Source organism: Janthinobacterium sp. GW458P (assembly GCF_002127585.1).
Classification (GTDB): Bacteria; Pseudomonadota; Gammaproteobacteria; order Burkholderiales; family Burkholderiaceae_D; genus Janthinobacterium.
Genome location: NZ_NEGZ01000003.1, coordinates 21000 through 35771 on the forward strand (window position 1 = coordinate 21000; position 14772 = coordinate 35771).

Here is a 14772-nt window from a genome sequence, read left to right on the forward strand (position 1 = left end):
TGTAATGGAACCTCAAGTCATCAAGATGTATGCGGCCCGCGAGCAAATCTACCCTCGCGAGGCCAAAGGACGCTACGCTACCTGGCGATGGGTGTGCGTGTGGCTTACCCAGCTCGCGTTCTACGGCTTGCCGTGGTTGACCTGGAATGGCAGGCAAGCCCTGCTGTTCGATTTGACCACGCGCAAGTTCTACATTTTCGGCGTCGTGCTGTGGCCCCAGGATTTCATCTATCTGGCGGCCCTGCTGATCATCTGTGCCTATCTGCTGTTCCTCGTCACGGCCATTGCGGGGCGGGTGTGGTGCGGGTTTTCCTGCCCGCAAACGGTGTACACGGAAATCTTCCTGTGGGTCGAACGCCGCATCGAAGGCACGCGCAGCGCGCGCATGGCCCTCGACAAGCAGGGCCCGTCGCTGCGCAAGACGGCCAAGAAGACGGCCAAGCACCTGGTGTGGGGCGCCATCGCCCTGTGGACGGGCTTTACCTTTGTCGGCTACTTCACGCCGATCAAGGAACTCGCGCATTCCGTGCAGACCCTCAACTTTGGTCCCTGGGAATGGTTCTGGGTCTTGTTCTACAGCCTGGCAACCTACGGCAACGCGGGCTGGCTGCGCGAGCAGGTGTGCAAATACATGTGCCCCTACGCGCGTTTCCAGAGCGCCATGTTCGACCAGGACACGCTGATCATCACCTACGATGCCAAGCGGGGCGAACCACGCGGCGCGCTGAGCAAGAAGGCCGGCAACAACGACAAGCTGGGCGACTGCATCGATTGCACCCTGTGCGTGCAGGTGTGTCCGACCGGTATCGATATCCGCAACGGCCTGCAGTATGAGTGCATCGGCTGCGCCGCCTGCGTCGATGCCTGCAACAGCGTGATGGACAAGGTCGACCGGCCGCGGGGACTGGTACGCTACAGTACCGACCATGCGATGGAAAACAACTTCGATTCGAAGCAGATACGCCAGCGCGCCATGCGCCCGCGCGTGCTGATCTACACCTCCATCCTGGCCCTGATCATCATCGCCGTGTGTACGTCGCTGGCCCTGCGCACGCCCCTGAAAATGGACGTGATCCGCGACCGCGGTTCGATGGGACGCGAAGTGGAGGACGGCATGATCGAAAACGTCTACCGCCTGCAGATCATGAACACCTCGGAGCAAAGCCAGCATTTCAAGATCAGCGCATCGGGCTTGCCGGGCCTGACCTTGCTGACGCGCGAAGAAGTGACCTTGCAGCCGACGGAAACGCTGGGCTGGCCGATCCGCCTGCGCGTGCCGCACGGCGTGGGCGAAAAGGGCTCGAACAAGATTGCAATCGAATTGCAATCGCTGGACGACCCGTCGCTGCATGTGCGTGAAAGCGCGGTCTTCATCGTGCCGCGGTAACGGTGATGCGGGGTCGGGCCCTCCGGGTCCGCCCCCGGTATTTTCGCCGCAGGAGTATCATCAATCATGCGTTGGGTTGATTTTATGCTCAACCCGGAAGCAAAAGCCGGGGGCAGGCCCACAGGGTCTGGCCCCAAGGAGAACACAATGTCCGACAGTCTGAAACTGCAAGCCCCCGTTGCCCCGTGGTACAAGCACCGCTGGCCATGGCTGCTGATGATCGGTCCCGGCCTGTCCGTGGTCGTCGGCAGCTTCATGGGCTATATTGCGTTTACGCAACCCGATGCGCTGGTGGTGGGCGATTATTACAAGCAGGGCAAGGCCATCAACCAGGATTTGAAGCGCGACACGATCGCCAGCGACCTGGCGATGGATACGACCCTGGCGTATGACGTCGCTGCAGCGCGCCTGAGCGGCTCCGTGCACAGCTTCGGCAAGGCGTACCAGAAGCCTTTGCTGCTGCACCTGGCGCATGCGACCCTGCCGGAAAAGGATATCAAGCTGCTGGTGCAGCCCGATGCGGCCGGCAATTTCTCGGTGGCGCTGCCGATGCTCGAACGCAGCCGCTGGCAGGTGCTGGTGGAAAACGACAAGCGCGAATGGCGCCTGTCCGGCATCTGGACCTGGCCGCTGCAGCGCAGCATCGCGCTGCACGCCGATGAGGAACTATAACGTACAGTGGCGGGAAAACCGTAGCGAGCGGCAGTGATTTGTGGCTGAGAAGCACAGCTGTGCTATAGCACAGCGAGCATCGCAGGCCGCAAAGCGCGACGCGCAGTCGGTTTTGACGGTGCGGTTATTTGCAGACGTCCGTACCGGCCGTAATGGCCTTCAATTTCGCTGGCTGCAGGATTTCAATCTCGCGGTTCGACACGCGCAGCCAGCCTTCCTTCTTGAATTTCGACAATAAACGGCTGACGCTTTCGATGGTCAGTCCCAGGTAGTTGCCGATTTCCTCGCGCGACATGCGCAGCTGGAATTTGCTGCTCGAATAGCCGCGCGCTTCATAGCGCGACGCCAGGTTGACGATGAAGGCGGCAAAGCGCTGCGTCGCCTGCATGTTACCTAAAAGCAACATAACGCTTTGCTCGCGCGTGATTTCCTGGCTCATCATGCGGTGGAAATGGCGCAGCAGGGTCGGCATATTGCCCAGCAATTGTTCCAGGCTGGAAAACGGGATTTCACATACTTCGCTGTCTTCCAGCGCCACCGCATTACAGTGGTGGCGGTCGGCGCTGATGGCGTCCATGCCCAGCAGTTCGCCCGCCATCTGGAAACCCGTCACCTGCTCTTCGCCGCCCGGATTGATCTGGTAGGTCTTGAAGTGGCCCAGGCGGATCGCGTACAGGTTCTGGAACGAGTCGCCGATGCGGAACAGCGAGGCGCCGCGCGCGATCTTGCGGCGGCGGCCGATGATCTGGTCCAGCCTGTCCATGTCGCCCACGTCGAGGCCCATCGGCAGGCACAATTGATGCATGCTGCAGGTCGAGCATCGCGCACGCAACGCTTCCACGTTCACGGTGGGCAAGGTTGGAGAGAGTAGCGCTTCAGTCATGTCGGTACCTTTTAGAAAATGCAATAACAAGTTTACTGCATACACGGTTGCCGTGTGCCAATTTCACCGTAATTTCGCTGAATAAACGACGTTCGGACTTTAATTATATGGCAACATCGTCAAAAGCCCGTGCGGGGCGGGCCATTTGCGCGGCGCCGCTTGCCAAGTTGATGTATTGATAGGAAAATTCCTAACGGCATTATCTGCCGCCTGTAGCGCCCGGTACCGAAAAAGGAAATCATGAAGCCTCTCGGCATCAAAGCAAAAGTCGCGCTGGCAACCAGCCTGACCTCGATCGCCATGATCGCGCTGGTCACCATGATCCAGGTGCAGCACATGCGCGACGACTTCACCCGAGTTCTGCTGAGCCAGCAGTCATCGCTGATCACCCGCACCGCCGCCGAGCTCGATGACAAGCTGGCCATGCTGCTGCAAATCGTCACCCTGACGGCCAGGCAGCAGCCGCCGGAACTGATCGCGCAGCCCGCCCAGTTGCGCCAGTACTATTCGCGCCGCTCGATGCTGGTGCTGTTCGACGACGTGCTGGTGCTCGACGCGCACGGCGCCGTCGTGGCCGACATGCCGGAAGTGGCGGGGCGCGCCGGCATCAACGTGGCCGAGCGCGAGTACTTCCAGACCGTGCTGCGCACGCGCCAGCCCATGATCACCGAACCGATGCTGGGCAAGTCCAGCGGCATGCCCATCGTGCAGATGGTGGCGCCCGTGCTGGCCGCCGACGGCCAGGTGGCCGGCGTGGTGATCGGCGTATTGCGCCTGTACAAGGATAACCTGCTGGGGCGTTTGCGCACGGAAAAGATCGGCAAGAGCGGCTATTACTTCATCCTCACGCGCGGCGCCGTGCCGCGCTACGTGCTGCACCCCGACACCAGCCGCTTGCTGCAGCCGCGCAAGCCGAACGCCAACCTGACCACCACGCAGCTGCTGAAGGACGACGGCGAAGGCAGCATGGTCAGCACCAACAGCCGCGGCATCACGGCCGTCAACAGCTTCAAGCGCCTGAAATCCGTGAACTGGCTGCTGGCCGCCTCGCTGCCCCTCGACGACGCCTTCGAGCCGTTCGACGGCGTGCTGTACCGGCTGGTGCTGTGGAGCATCCTCGCCTCGCTGCTGGCCGCGTCGGTGCTGGGCTGGGTCACCGTGCGCCTGCTCTCGCCCCTGGTGCGCCTGCGCGACACCCTGCAGGCCCTGCGCACCAGCGGCAGCCGCTTCACCCCCGTTCCCGTGCAGCAGCGCGACGAGATCGGCGAGCTGACGGAAGCGTTCAACAGCCTGATGAGCGAACGCGACCGGCTGCAGCAGGAGCTCGAAGCGCGCGCGGCCGAGCTGGAACAGGAGCGTGACCGGGCCGAGGCGGCCAACCGCGCGAAGAGCGATTTCGTGGCCAACATGAGCCATGAAATCCGCACGCCCCTCAATGCCGTGCTGGGCATGGTGTATCTGTTAGGCAATACCAAGCTCGATACGGAACAGCGCAAATACCTGACCATGGTGCGCGTGGCGGGCCAGTCGCTGCTGGGCATCCTGAACGATGTGCTCGACTATTCGAAGATCGAGGCGCGCCGCATGGAGCTGTCGCCCGTCGAATTCGACCTCGACGAGGTCATGAACACGCTGGCCACGACGATGACGATGAATGCGGGCGAAAAGGAACTGGAGCTGGCCATCGCCGTCGAAGCGGACGTGCCGCGGCGCCTCATGGGCGACGCCCAGCGCCTGCAGCAGATTCTCGTCAACCTGGCCGGCAACGCCATCAAGTTTACCGAGAGCGGCGAAGTGGTGGTGGCCGTCAGCCTGGCCGACAGCCAGCAAGGCCGCGCCTGGCTGCGCTTCGAAGTGCGCGATACGGGCATCGGCATGACACAGTTGCAGCAACAGCAATTGTTTGCCGCGTTTTCGCAGGGCGACCAGAGCATCACGCGGCGCTTCGGCGGCACGGGGCTGGGCCTGGCCATCAGCAAGCAGCTGATCCACATGATGGGCGGCGACATCGCCGTCGCCAGCAGCGAAGGCAAGGGCAGCCGCTTCTGGTTCAGCGTGCCGTTCGAGCTGCTGGCGCAGCCGGCCGAAACGCGGCGCACGCCGGCCCTGGGCCATCTGCGCCTGCTGGTGGCCGACGATAACCGCACCACGCGCGAACTGATCGTCAAGCTGATCGAGGCCTGGGGCTGGAACGCCGACGAGGTCGATTCCGGCTTTGCCGCCATCGAGCTGTACCGCGAGCGCCTGGCGCAGCAGCAGCCCTACGACGTGGTGCTGGCCGACTGGCACATGCCCGTGATGGACGGCCTGGCCACGGCCAAGGCCATCCGCCAGGCGGCCGCCGGCCAGCGCCAGCCCATCGTCGTGATGGTCAACGCCTTCGCCCGCAACCACCTCGAGGAAATCTCCAGCGCGGCCGAGGCCGACGTCGTGCTGATGAAGCCGATCACGGGATCGAGCCTGTTCGACGCCCTGCACCAGGCGCTGATCGCCAAGCACGACGGCGGCGAACAGCACATCCTGCACCAGCCGCTGGGCACGCAACTGGCCGGCGTGCATTTCCTGCTGGTGGAAGACAATCATTTGAACCAGGCCGTGGCGCGCGGCATCCTCGAACACATGGGCGCCACCCTGGACGTGGTCGGCGACGGCTTGCAGGCCGTGGAACGGCTGCGCACGGAAGCGCTGCGCTACGACATCGTGCTGATGGACATGCAGATGCCCGTCATGGACGGCTTCAGCGCCACCCACATCATCCGCACGGAACTGCGCCTGACCCTGCCCGTGATCGCCATGACGGCCGGCGTGCTGGCGTCCGAGCGCGAGCGCTGCATGACGGCCGGCATCAGCGACTTCATCGCCAAGCCCGTGGTGGTGGAAGAGATGATGGCCGTCATCGCGCGCCACCTGCCGAAGCGCCCGCCAGTGCAGACGGCCGGGCCGGCGCGCGTCGCCGATGAAGAAGTGTTTTCCATGGCCCCTTTGATGCGCGTGATGGGGCGCGACGCCAAGGGGCGCGGCGTGCTGCGGCGCATGGTGGAAGACGCGCTGAACAAGGGCATGACGCCCCTGCGCGACGCCGAAACGGCCCTGCAGGCGGGCCGCCACAGCGACGTGGCGCGCATCCTGCACAGCGTGCGCGGCTCCGTCGGCACCCTGGGCACGAAGCGCCTGATCCGCGCCGCCTTCGCCACCGAGGAAGCCATCGACGGCGGCCGCCTGGACGAGGTGCCGGCGCTGCTGGCACGCACGGCGCAGGAGCTGGAGCAGGCGCTGGCGGCCGCGGCGGATTGGTTGTCCAGGCTGAAGGATTAAGCCTGCAACGTAAAACTGGGGTCAGACCTGCCGGGTCTGCCCCCGGAACCTGGTCAGCATCGCCGCTTACGCCGGCACGCCCAGGATCACGCTGGACGCCTTGAAAATCGCCGTCACGCTGCTGCCGATGGCGATGCCCAGGTCGGTGCTGCTCTGGTTCGTGATGATGGCGGCGATGGTGCCGCCGCGCGGCAAGTCCAGCACCACTTCCGTGTTCACGGCGCCCGTCTGCACGCGCGTGACGGTGCCGGTCAATTGGTTGCGCGCCGAAAAGCGCGCGCCCGCGCTGTCAGCGACGAGGATGATGGACGAGGCCTTGATCAGCGCAAACGCTTCCGCGCCCGGCGCCAGGCCCAGGCTGTCGCTGCTGCCCTGCGTGACGATGGCCACGATATGCTGTCCGCCCGGTAATTCCAGCGTGACTTCGTCGTTGACGGCGCCTTGTTTCATTTCAGCAACTTTGCCGAGGAATTGATTGCGTGCCGTGGTTTTCATGGCCATTCTCCGTATGAGTAAAAGATCGTCGGCGATGCCTTCCGCCTGGCTGCCCAGCTGGCGCAGGTAGCGGGCATGCTCGCGCTCGATGATACGGAAATTGTCGACCAGCTGGCGTCCCCGTTGCGTCAGCCGCGTGCCGCCGCCGCCCTTGCCGCCCGTCAGGCGTTCCACCAGCGGCTCGCCGGCCAGGTTGTTCATCGCGTCGATGGCGTCCCAGGCCGCCTTGTAGCTCATCTTGACGAGCTTGGCCGCCTGCGTGATGGAGCCGCATTCGGCGATGGCGCCCAGCAATTCCACCCTGCCGGCGCCGCCCAGGTTTTCTCCGCCCACCGTCATCCATACCGAGCCTTGCAGGCCGATTTCCGCTGCCGCTGATTTATCCAATGCGTTCACCCCATGCCTTATTTTCTTCCATGCTGTCAATTTGTCCGTCACGCAAGTAAAGCACATGTTCGCCCAGAATGCGCGCATCTTCGGGATCATGTGTGATCAGGATCATGGGCACGTCCAAGCGCTGCTGCCACTGGCTCAGTTCCAGGCGCATTTTGACACGCAGCGCCGGATCGAGGGCGGCAAACGGCTCGTCGAGCAGCAATGCGGCCGGTTCGGCCACGAGCGCCCTCGCCAGCGCCACCCTTTGGCGCTGGCCACCGGACAACTCGTCGGGGAACTGGTGCGCCAGCTCCTGCAAATGAAACGCATCGAGCCAATGCTCGACTTTCTGCAGTTTTTCGCGCGCGCGCGGATTGAACCAGCCGCGGCTCAGGCCGAAGCCCACGTTCTGGCGCACCGTCAGGTGCGGGAACAGCGCGTAATCCTGGAACAGGTAGGCGACATTGCGCTGCTGCGGCGGCAAATTGACGCCGGCGGCCGAATCGAACAGGGTGCGCCCGTTCAGGCGGATATGGCCCGCCTCCGGTGTAAACAGTCCGGCAATGGCTTTCAGGGTCATGCTCTTGCCGGCGCCGGAGGGGCCATACACGGCGATGCGCTGGCTGCTGGACGTGCATTGCACCTGCATGTCGAAGCGGCGTTTGCCGGAGCGCAAGGTGGCGCGGATGTCGAGGTCGAGTTGCATAGTGGTCATTTGTGCACGATGCGCCCGGGCGCCAGGCGGCCGGCGGCCAGCAGCACGGCGATGCAGACGAGCGAAGTGATCAGCACCAGCATGTTGGCGGCGTCGTCCTGGCCCGCCTGCACGGCCTCATACACGGCCACCGACAGGGTCTGCGTCTTGCCGGGGATGCTGCCGGCCACCATCAGGGTGGCGCCGAATTCGCCGAGCGCGCGCACAAAGCCCAGCAGGACGCCGGCCAGGATGCCGCGCCAGGCCAGCGGTAACGTGACGCGGAAGAAGATCGCCATTTCAGAGATGCCCAGCACGCGGGCGGCCTGTTCCAGCTGCCCGTCGACGGCTTCGAAGGCGGCCCGCGCCGGCTTGAAGACGAGGGGAAAGGCGACCACCGTGGAGGCGATGACGGCGCCCTGCCACGTAAAAATGAGGTTGATGCCGAAGTTGTCCTGCAGCCAGATGCCCAGGGGGCCGCGCCGACCCAATAACACCAGCAGATAATAGCCGAGCACGGTGGGCGGCATCACCATCGGCAAGGTCAGCAGCGCATCAAGCAAGTTACGCCCAGGAAAGCGGGCGCGCGCCAGCAGATAGCCGGTACCGATGCCGAGCAGCAAATTGAGCGCCGTGGCCCACGCCGCCACTTTCAGCGACAGGGCCAGCGCGGTCCAGGCGATATCCATGTGCAGTCGTTTTACTTTATGGCTTTTTAAACCCGTATTTGGCCAGGATGGCTTGCGCCGGCGCCGTTTGCAAATAGCTGACGAAGCGCTTCGCTTCGGCGGCATTGCCGCTGCCCTTGATGGTGGCGATCGGGTACAGCACGGGCGCGTCGAGCGGCACTTCCAGCACCACGTTCACTTTATCCTTCATGATGGCCGCGTCCGTGCCATACACGAAGCCCGCATCGACTTCACCGCGCGCCACGTAATCGAGCGACTGGCGCACGTTCTGCGTGCTGATGGCTTTCGGCTGCACCGCATCCCACAGCTTCGCCTTCTTCAGCGCGCCTTCGGAATAGCGGCCGACGGGCACGCTGGCCGGGTTGGCGATGGCCACGCGGGTCACGCTTTTTTGCGTCAGGTCCGTCAAGCTCTTGATGCCCAGCTTGCTATCGTGCGGCACGATCAGCACCAGGCTGTTGCCGACGAAGTCCATACGCTCGGCCGGCAACACCAGGCCCTGCTTTTGCGCCGCATCCATGGTTTCCTGGTCGGCCGAGGCAAACACGTCCACGGGCGCGCCCTTGACGATCTGCTGCAGCAGCACGCCCGAGGCGGCAAAATTCAAGGACACCTTGCTGCCCGGATACTGCGCCTCATAGCCCTGCGCCGCATCCTTGAACGCATTCGTCAGGCTGGCCGCGGCCGACACCACCACCTCGCCGGCAAAGGCGGACGAGGCGGCGCTGGCCAGCAGGGCGGCACTGAGGAGTTTGGCGAGGGAGGTGAGGCGCATGATCGTATCCTTGTAAAGTGAACGGTGAACAAGGACCGTAATATACACTTATATATAGCGTTCTGCCATGGCGCAAGTCAAGACGGCTGAACTTGCTTCAAGCACGCCCTTGGCAGCCTCAGGCGGCCGCCTTCCCGCTGTCCAGCTCATCCTTGCGCCGCGCATAGCGCTGCGCGATCACGGCGCAGACCATCAATTGAATCTGGTGGAACAGCATCAGCGGCAAAATCACCATGCCCAGCGAGTGTGTGGCGAACAGCACCTTGGCCATGGGCACGCCGCTGGCCAGGCTTTTCTTCGAGCCGCAAAAGACGATGGCGATTTCATCTTCCTTGTTAAAGCCCAGGCGGCGGCTGATGAACGTCATCAGGCCCAGGACCAGGGCCAGCAGCAAGATGCTGAACAGGCCCAGGGCCACCAGGGTTTCCACTGAAATCGTGTGCCACAGGCCTTCGCTGACGGCTTCGCTGAAGGCCGTGTAGACCACCAGCAAGATCGAACCCTGGTCGACGAATTTCAGCATGGCCTTGTGGCGGTCGACCCAGCGGCCTATCCAGCGGCGCAGGAACTGGCCGGCCAGGAAGGGCAGCAGCAGCTGCATGACGATGGCGAGCACGGCGTCCGACGACGACTTGCTGGCCGCCCCCTTGGCCACCAGCAAGCCCACCAGGATGGGGGCGAGGAAGATGCCGATGAAATTCGAGGCCGAGGCGCTGCAGATGGCGGCCGGCACGTTGCCGCGCGCCATGGCCGTCAAGGCGATCGACGACTGCACGGTCGACGGCAGGGCGCACAGGAACAAAATGCCCACGTACAGCTCGGGCGTGAGGAAAGTCAGCGCCAGCGGCCGCAGAGCCAGGCCCAGCAGGGGGAACAGGATGAACGTGCTGGCCAGCACCAGCAAATGCAGGCGCCAGTGCAGGATGCCGGCCACCACGGCTTCGCGCGACAGCTTGGCGCCGTGCAGGAAAAACAGGGCGCCGATGGCCACCGTGGTGATATGGCCGAAGACGACGGCCGTCTGGCCGGTGCAGGGCAGGAAGCTGGCCAGCGCCACGGTGGCGAGCAGGGCGATGGTGAAATTGTCGGGTTTCAGATTGCGCAACAGGGCGGCGGGAGAGAATGAAGACATGCGGTAGCCTGGTAGCGGCCCAGCCTTGCAACACTGCGCCATGGATGACAAAAAGCGCCGGAAACGGCGCCAGTGCTGGCTATTCTAACCGTATTGCCGAGCTATCTGCCTAACAGCATGGCTTGCCAACAACAAGCGCACGCGCAAAAAAATGCCCTGTCCGCAGACAGGGCAACCCGGAGTAAAGTACAGCGCGAGGACGTTTAGCCGGCGGCTTTGACTTTCAGCTCGTTCTTGATTTCTTTCACGCCGCTCACGGAAGCGACGATCTGCACGACGCGGTCGCCCGCTTCGGCGCTCGGCACGTCGCCCGACAGGACGACCACGCCTTGCTGGGTTGCCACCTTGACCGGCAGGGCAGCGGCTTGCGCATCGGCGCTCAGGGCGGCCTTGGCCGAGGAAGTGATGGTTTCATCAGGGACGGCAGCGGCGGCGTTGGCGGCCACGACAGTGTTAGCAGGAGCTTGTGCTTTTGGGGCGGAGTCAGCTGCATGCGAAGCGGTGATCGAGGCGCCCGACAGTACGATAGCGGCGACCAGGGTATTGAACAGTTTCGATGTTTGCATGGTAGTTCCTCTCAATGAAGTTAAAAGCTTCTTACTTAGATAAAGCAACACTTTGAAGCGTCACATCTACCCATGTAGCAAGCACCGTGCCAGCTTTTAAATTTCCTTCAAAATCAACAACTTATATTCACACGCAATTTTTTCGGCCGCTTCCGGCAGGATCCGGCGCGAAAAACCGGGCCTTTTGTCGCCAGACAGCGACAAGGCATGGCAACAATATCAATGTTTTAAGATAAGTCGTTGATTATGAATACTTTATTTTTGTCGCTATTCAGCGACAGGGTCGCCGTCGGCCCGGAACAGGGCCGGCGTCAGCTCGTATTTCTGCAGTAAACGGTAGAACTCCGTGCGGTTGCGGTCGGCCAGGCGGGCCGCGTCGGCCACGTTGCCGTCCGTCAGGCGCAGCAGCTGGATCAGGTAGTCGCGCTCGAAGCGCTGCTTGGCTTCGTTGTAGCTGAGCGCTTCGAGCGACGGCACGCGCAAGGCGCGTTGCACCAGGCTCAGGGGCACGAGCGGCGCCGTGGCCAGCGCGCACACCTGCTCGACCACATTGACCAGCTGGCGCACGTTGCCGGGCCAGGGCGCCGCCACCAGGGCCGTGAGGGCGTCGGGGGCGAAGCCGTTCAGGGGTTTTTGGTACTTGGCGGCCAGCTTCTGCAGGAAATGGTTTGCCAGCAGGGCGATGTCTTCGCGACGCTCGGCCAGCGGCGGCAGGGTCAGGGTCACCACGTTGAGGCGGTAATACAGGTCTTCGCGGAATTGCCCCTCCCCCATGGCCACATCGAGGTCGCGGTGCGTGGCGGACAACAAGCGCACGTCCACCGGCCGCGTCTGGTCGGCGCCGACGGGGCGCACGGCCCGCTCCTGCAGCACGCGCAGCAGTTTGACCTGCAGCGGCAGCGGCATGTCGCCGATCTCATCTAAAAACAGGGTGCCGCCGTCGGCCGCCTGGAATAAACCTTCGCGGTTGCCGACGGCGCCCGTAAACGCGCCTTTGACGTGGCCGAACAGTTCCGATTCCAGCAGCTGCTCGGGAATGGCGCCGCAGTTGACGGCGATGAACGGCGCCTTGGCGCGGCGGCTGGCGTTGTGCAGCGCGCGCGCCAGCAGCTCCTTGCCGGTGCCGCTGGGGCCGCGGATCAAAATGCTGGCGTCGGAGCCGGCCACCAGCCTGGCTTCGGCCAGCAGCTCGGCCATCTGCGCACTGCGGCTGATCAGCTCGGCACGCCAGCTCTCGTCGCCGGGCGCCGGCGCCGGCATGACGGTGGACAGGTTGACGGCATACGCCACCTTTTCCATCAGCAACTTGCCGTCGAACGGCTTCGTCAGGTAGGCAAACGCGCCGCGCGCCGTGGCGTCGACGGCGTCGGGGATGGTGCCGTGCGCCGTGAGCAAAATGACGGGCAGGGCCGCGTGCTGGCGGCGGATTTCATCGAACAGGGCCAGGCCGTCGCGGCCCGGCAATTGCACGTCGGTAATGACCAGGGCCGGCAATTCCACGGCCAGGCGCGCCAGCGCCGCTTCCGCGCTGCCCACGGCCGTGACGCGGTAATTGCCCGCCTTCAGGCGGATGGTCAGCAGGCGCAGCAGGTCGGGATCGTCATCGACCAAGAGGATGTGGGCGTGCTCGCTCATTTCGGCGCTCCCGCGGCAGGGCGCACGGACAGGCTGCGCTCGATGTTTTTCAGCGCTTCCAGTTTTTCATTGAGCAAGTCGTTGCGGCGCTGGGCGTCGCGCAGCTGGGCATTGAGCTTGTCGATGCTCTCTTCCTGGCGGCGCAGTTCCGCGTACTGGCTGCCCAGCAATTGCGCCAGCGGCGCCAGCAGCTGCTCATCCTTGCCCGTCGCCGTGGCCAGCGGTTCGAGCAGGGCCTGCGCGCGGGCCAGATCGCCGGCGCCGCGCAAGGTCGAGTGCAGCATGGCGCGGCGGATGACGTTCTGCGGCGCCGTATCGGCCTTGGCCAGGTCGAGCTGGGCTTTTGCCAGTTCCGACGGCGTCATCAGGCGCAAGGCGTTCTGGTATGCCAGCAGTTCAGTCAGCTTGGGATCGGCCACGACCACCACGCGGGGCGGCGTCTGCACCAGCACGGGCGTCTGTTTGGCGGGCTTGGCGGCGCAAGCGCCCAACAGCAGCGCACAGGCGGCCACGGTGGCCACGGAAGTTCTCGTCATCATAAGGGCAGTTCTATCCGAAAATGCGCGCCGGCCTGGCGCGGTAAAAGAGTGACGCTGCCATCGTGGGCGGCGACATATTCGCGCACGATGGACAGGCCGATGCCATTGCCGTTGCGCGCGCCGGCCGCCTGGCGCACGCCCTGGTAAAACGGTTCAAAAATACGCGCGGCGTCCTCGGGCGCCACGCCGCTGCCTTCGTCGATGCAGTCGATGCGCGCGCGGCCGCCCTCGGCGGACAGGCTGAAGCGCACGCTGCCGCCTTCCGGGCTGAAGCGCACGGCATTCGACAGCAGGTTCGCCAGGGCGGTGGCCAGCTTGTCGCGGTCGGCCTGCACGATCAGGGACGCGCCATGCAGCTCGACCGTCAAACGGCGCGCCTGCCATTGCAGGCGCTGGCCCGCCACCACATCGTGCAGCAGAACCAGCAAGTCCACCTTGCTGTGCGCCAGATGCTGGGCGTCGAAGGCGGCGGTATTGTAGCGCAGCAAGTCCTCGATCTGGGTTTGCAGCGATGCCGTGTTTTGCCGCAGGATGCCGGCGATTTCGCGCTGGCCCTCGCTGAGCTTGCCGGCCACCTCGTCTTCCAGCAGGGCCACGCCTTCGCGCAGGGCCGCCAGCGGGGTTTTCAGCTCATGCGAGATATGGCGCAAAAAGCGTTCCTTGTCGGCGTCGAGGTCCGCCAGGCGCTGGCGCAGCCAGTCCAGCTGCTGGCCCAGGCGGCGCGTGTCGGCCGGGCCGCCGACGACGATGGGCTGGTCATAGCGCTTCTCGCCGAGGCGCTCGATGGCCGTCTTGATGCGGCGCAAGGGACGCGACAATAAAAAACCGAAGCAGGTGGCCAGCACGGCCGCCAGCAGCACGGCGCCGATGACCAGCGCGCCGAGCAGGCGGCGCTGGCGTTCCAGCTCGGCCAGCAACGCATCGTTGCGGCTGCCGATGGCCGTCTTGCTCTCGCGCGCCAGGCTGTCATTGATCTGCGTCATGCGGGCAAACGCGCGGTAGACAAGGGCGTGGCCGTCGCGCTTGCGGCGCTTTCCGGCCTGCAATACTTCCCATGCCGATTGCGCCTGCGCCGTCCACTCGTCGGCCAGCTGCGGCGCGAAATGGGGCGTGGCGCGGTTCAGCACTTGCAGCGCCGCCGTCGCTTCGTCGCGGGCGGCCGCAAAACGCTCGCGGAAGACGGGATCGTCCAGCACGAGGAACTGGCGCGCGCTGCGCTCCATGGCCAGGGTGCGCTCGGACAGGCGCTGCGACTGTTCCGTCAGGGTAATCGCCTGCGCCGCCGTCTCGCGCCCCAGCCGCGCCAGGTGTTCCAGGGTCAGCAGCGCTTGCACGGATGTGGCCGTMAAAATACCCGCCGTCAAAATGAAGGCGGCGAACAATAATTGGCGAAAAGAAAGTCGGGACAAGGTAGGCGCCTTCGGTTCAGTCTGGAGTGCAAAAGGCGCATGGTACGCTAAGCCCCCATCCTGGGGCGCCGCCTGTCAGAAAATAGTCTATTTTGCAATATTGTTGCTTTTACGGCGAACAAGCAAGGCCCGGCGGCGGCGCGCGAGTACTCCTAGTACAATAGGGAAAAACTTCACGCAGGCATCAAAGTGGCCCACGGCCCTCG

13 protein-coding genes are annotated in these 14772 nt (G+C 64.1%); 3 read left to right on the forward strand and 10 right to left on the reverse strand.

Annotation, left to right across the window (positions count from 1 at the left end):
* Window positions 1-4: 4 nt before the first annotated feature.
* Both ccoG and CBW50_RS03615 read left to right on the forward strand, forming a co-directional pair.
* Complete coding sequence (gene ccoG / locus CBW50_RS03610; RefSeq protein WP_086144258.1) at window positions 5-1387, forward strand: cytochrome c oxidase accessory protein CcoG; 1383 nt, start codon at window positions 5-7, stop codon at window positions 1385-1387.
* 147 nt (window positions 1388-1534) lie between these two features.
* Window positions 1535-2059 (forward strand): FixH family protein, encoded by a 525-nt coding sequence (locus CBW50_RS03615; RefSeq protein WP_086144259.1) that lies wholly within the window; start codon window positions 1535-1537, stop codon window positions 2057-2059.
* Between the two features lie 124 nt (window positions 2060-2183).
* Here CBW50_RS03615 and fnr read toward each other — a convergent pair whose 3' ends face one another.
* Window positions 2184-2942, reverse strand: coding sequence for a fumarate/nitrate reduction transcriptional regulator Fnr (fnr, locus tag CBW50_RS03620; protein ID WP_086144260.1), 759 nt, complete (start codon window positions 2940-2942; stop codon window positions 2184-2186).
* Between the two features lie 240 nt (window positions 2943-3182).
* On the opposite strand from fnr, the gene CBW50_RS03625 reads away from it, so the two are divergent.
* Window positions 3183-6257: a response regulator gene (locus tag CBW50_RS03625; RefSeq protein ID WP_086144261.1), complete on the forward strand. Its 3075-nt coding sequence runs from the start codon at window positions 3183-3185 to the stop codon at window positions 6255-6257.
* A gap of 66 nt (window positions 6258-6323) precedes the next feature.
* Here the strand turns inward: CBW50_RS03625 and CBW50_RS03630 are convergent, their stop codons facing one another.
* The 9 genes from CBW50_RS03630 to CBW50_RS03670 all read right to left on the reverse strand — a co-directional run bounded on the left by CBW50_RS03630 (window position 6324) and on the right by CBW50_RS03670 (window position 14566).
* Window positions 6324-7091, reverse strand: a complete 768-nt coding sequence (locus CBW50_RS03630) for a TOBE domain-containing protein (RefSeq protein ID WP_086144429.1) — start codon at window positions 7089-7091, stop codon at window positions 6324-6326.
* Between the two features lie 40 nt (window positions 7092-7131).
* Window positions 7132-7833: a sulfate/molybdate ABC transporter ATP-binding protein gene (locus tag CBW50_RS03635; RefSeq protein ID WP_086144262.1), complete on the reverse strand. Its 702-nt coding sequence runs from the start codon at window positions 7831-7833 to the stop codon at window positions 7132-7134.
* 5 nt (window positions 7834-7838) lie between these two features.
* Window positions 7839-8510 (reverse strand): molybdate ABC transporter permease subunit, encoded by a 672-nt coding sequence (gene modB, locus CBW50_RS03640; protein ID WP_086144263.1) that lies wholly within the window; start codon window positions 8508-8510, stop codon window positions 7839-7841.
* A 16-nt stretch (window positions 8511-8526) separates the two neighbouring features.
* The gene (gene modA / locus CBW50_RS03645; RefSeq protein WP_086144264.1) at window positions 8527-9285 is read right to left on the reverse strand and encodes a molybdate ABC transporter substrate-binding protein; all 759 of its coding nucleotides are present in this window, start codon (window positions 9283-9285) and stop codon (window positions 8527-8529) included.
* Between the two features lie 118 nt (window positions 9286-9403).
* Window positions 9404-10417 (reverse strand): bile acid:sodium symporter family protein, encoded by a 1014-nt coding sequence (locus CBW50_RS03650; RefSeq protein WP_086144265.1) that lies wholly within the window; start codon window positions 10415-10417, stop codon window positions 9404-9406.
* Window positions 10418-10620: 203 nt separating this feature from the next.
* Window positions 10621-10983, reverse strand: coding sequence for a BON domain-containing protein (locus tag CBW50_RS03655; RefSeq protein ID WP_070223276.1), 363 nt, complete (start codon window positions 10981-10983; stop codon window positions 10621-10623).
* 267 nt (window positions 10984-11250) lie between these two features.
* On the reverse strand, window positions 11251-12618 hold the full coding sequence (locus tag CBW50_RS03660) for a sigma 54-interacting transcriptional regulator (RefSeq protein WP_086144266.1): 1368 nt from the start codon (window positions 12616-12618) through the stop codon (window positions 11251-11253).
* Window positions 12615-13157 carry a hypothetical protein gene (locus tag CBW50_RS03665; RefSeq protein ID WP_226936154.1) on the reverse strand — a complete coding sequence of 181 codons (543 nt, stop codon included), beginning with the start codon at window positions 13155-13157 and terminating at the stop codon, window positions 12615-12617. The genes CBW50_RS03660 and CBW50_RS03665 overlap by 4 nt, the downstream gene beginning before the upstream one ends.
* Window positions 13154-14566, reverse strand: a complete 1413-nt coding sequence (locus CBW50_RS03670) for an ATP-binding protein (protein WP_086144267.1) — start codon at window positions 14564-14566, stop codon at window positions 13154-13156. Before CBW50_RS03670 ends, CBW50_RS03665 begins: the two co-directional genes overlap by 4 nt.
* Window positions 14567-14772 lie beyond the last annotated feature (206 nt).

Coding starts and splice junctions, on each gene's coding strand:
- ccoG (WP_086144258.1), top strand. CDS start 5: ATGGAACCTCAAGTCATCAAGATGTATGCGGCCCGCGAGCAAATCTAC.
- CBW50_RS03615 (WP_086144259.1), top strand. CDS start 1,535: ATGTCCGACAGTCTGAAACTGCAAGCCCCCGTTGCCCCGTGGTACAAG.
- fnr (WP_086144260.1), bottom strand. CDS start 2,942: ATGACTGAAGCGCTACTCTCTCCAACCTTGCCCACCGTGAACGTGGAA.
- CBW50_RS03625 (WP_086144261.1), top strand. CDS start 3,183: ATGAAGCCTCTCGGCATCAAAGCAAAAGTCGCGCTGGCAACCAGCCTG.
- CBW50_RS03630 (WP_086144429.1), bottom strand. CDS start 7,091: ATGACGGTGGGCGGAGAAAACCTGGGCGGCGCCGGCAGGGTGGAATTG.
- CBW50_RS03635 (WP_086144262.1), bottom strand. CDS start 7,833: ATGCAACTCGACCTCGACATCCGCGCCACCTTGCGCTCCGGCAAACGC.
- modB (WP_086144263.1), bottom strand. CDS start 8,510: ATGGATATCGCCTGGACCGCGCTGGCCCTGTCGCTGAAAGTGGCGGCG.
- modA (WP_086144264.1), bottom strand. CDS start 9,285: ATGCGCCTCACCTCCCTCGCCAAACTCCTCAGTGCCGCCCTGCTGGCC.
- CBW50_RS03650 (WP_086144265.1), bottom strand. CDS start 10,417: ATGTCTTCATTCTCTCCCGCCGCCCTGTTGCGCAATCTGAAACCCGAC.
- CBW50_RS03655 (WP_070223276.1), bottom strand. CDS start 10,983: ATGCAAACATCGAAACTGTTCAATACCCTGGTCGCCGCTATCGTACTG.
- CBW50_RS03660 (WP_086144266.1), bottom strand. CDS start 12,618: ATGAGCGAGCACGCCCACATCCTCTTGGTCGATGACGATCCCGACCTG.
- CBW50_RS03665 (WP_226936154.1), bottom strand. CDS start 13,157: ATGATGACGAGAACTTCCGTGGCCACCGTGGCCGCCTGTGCGCTGCTG.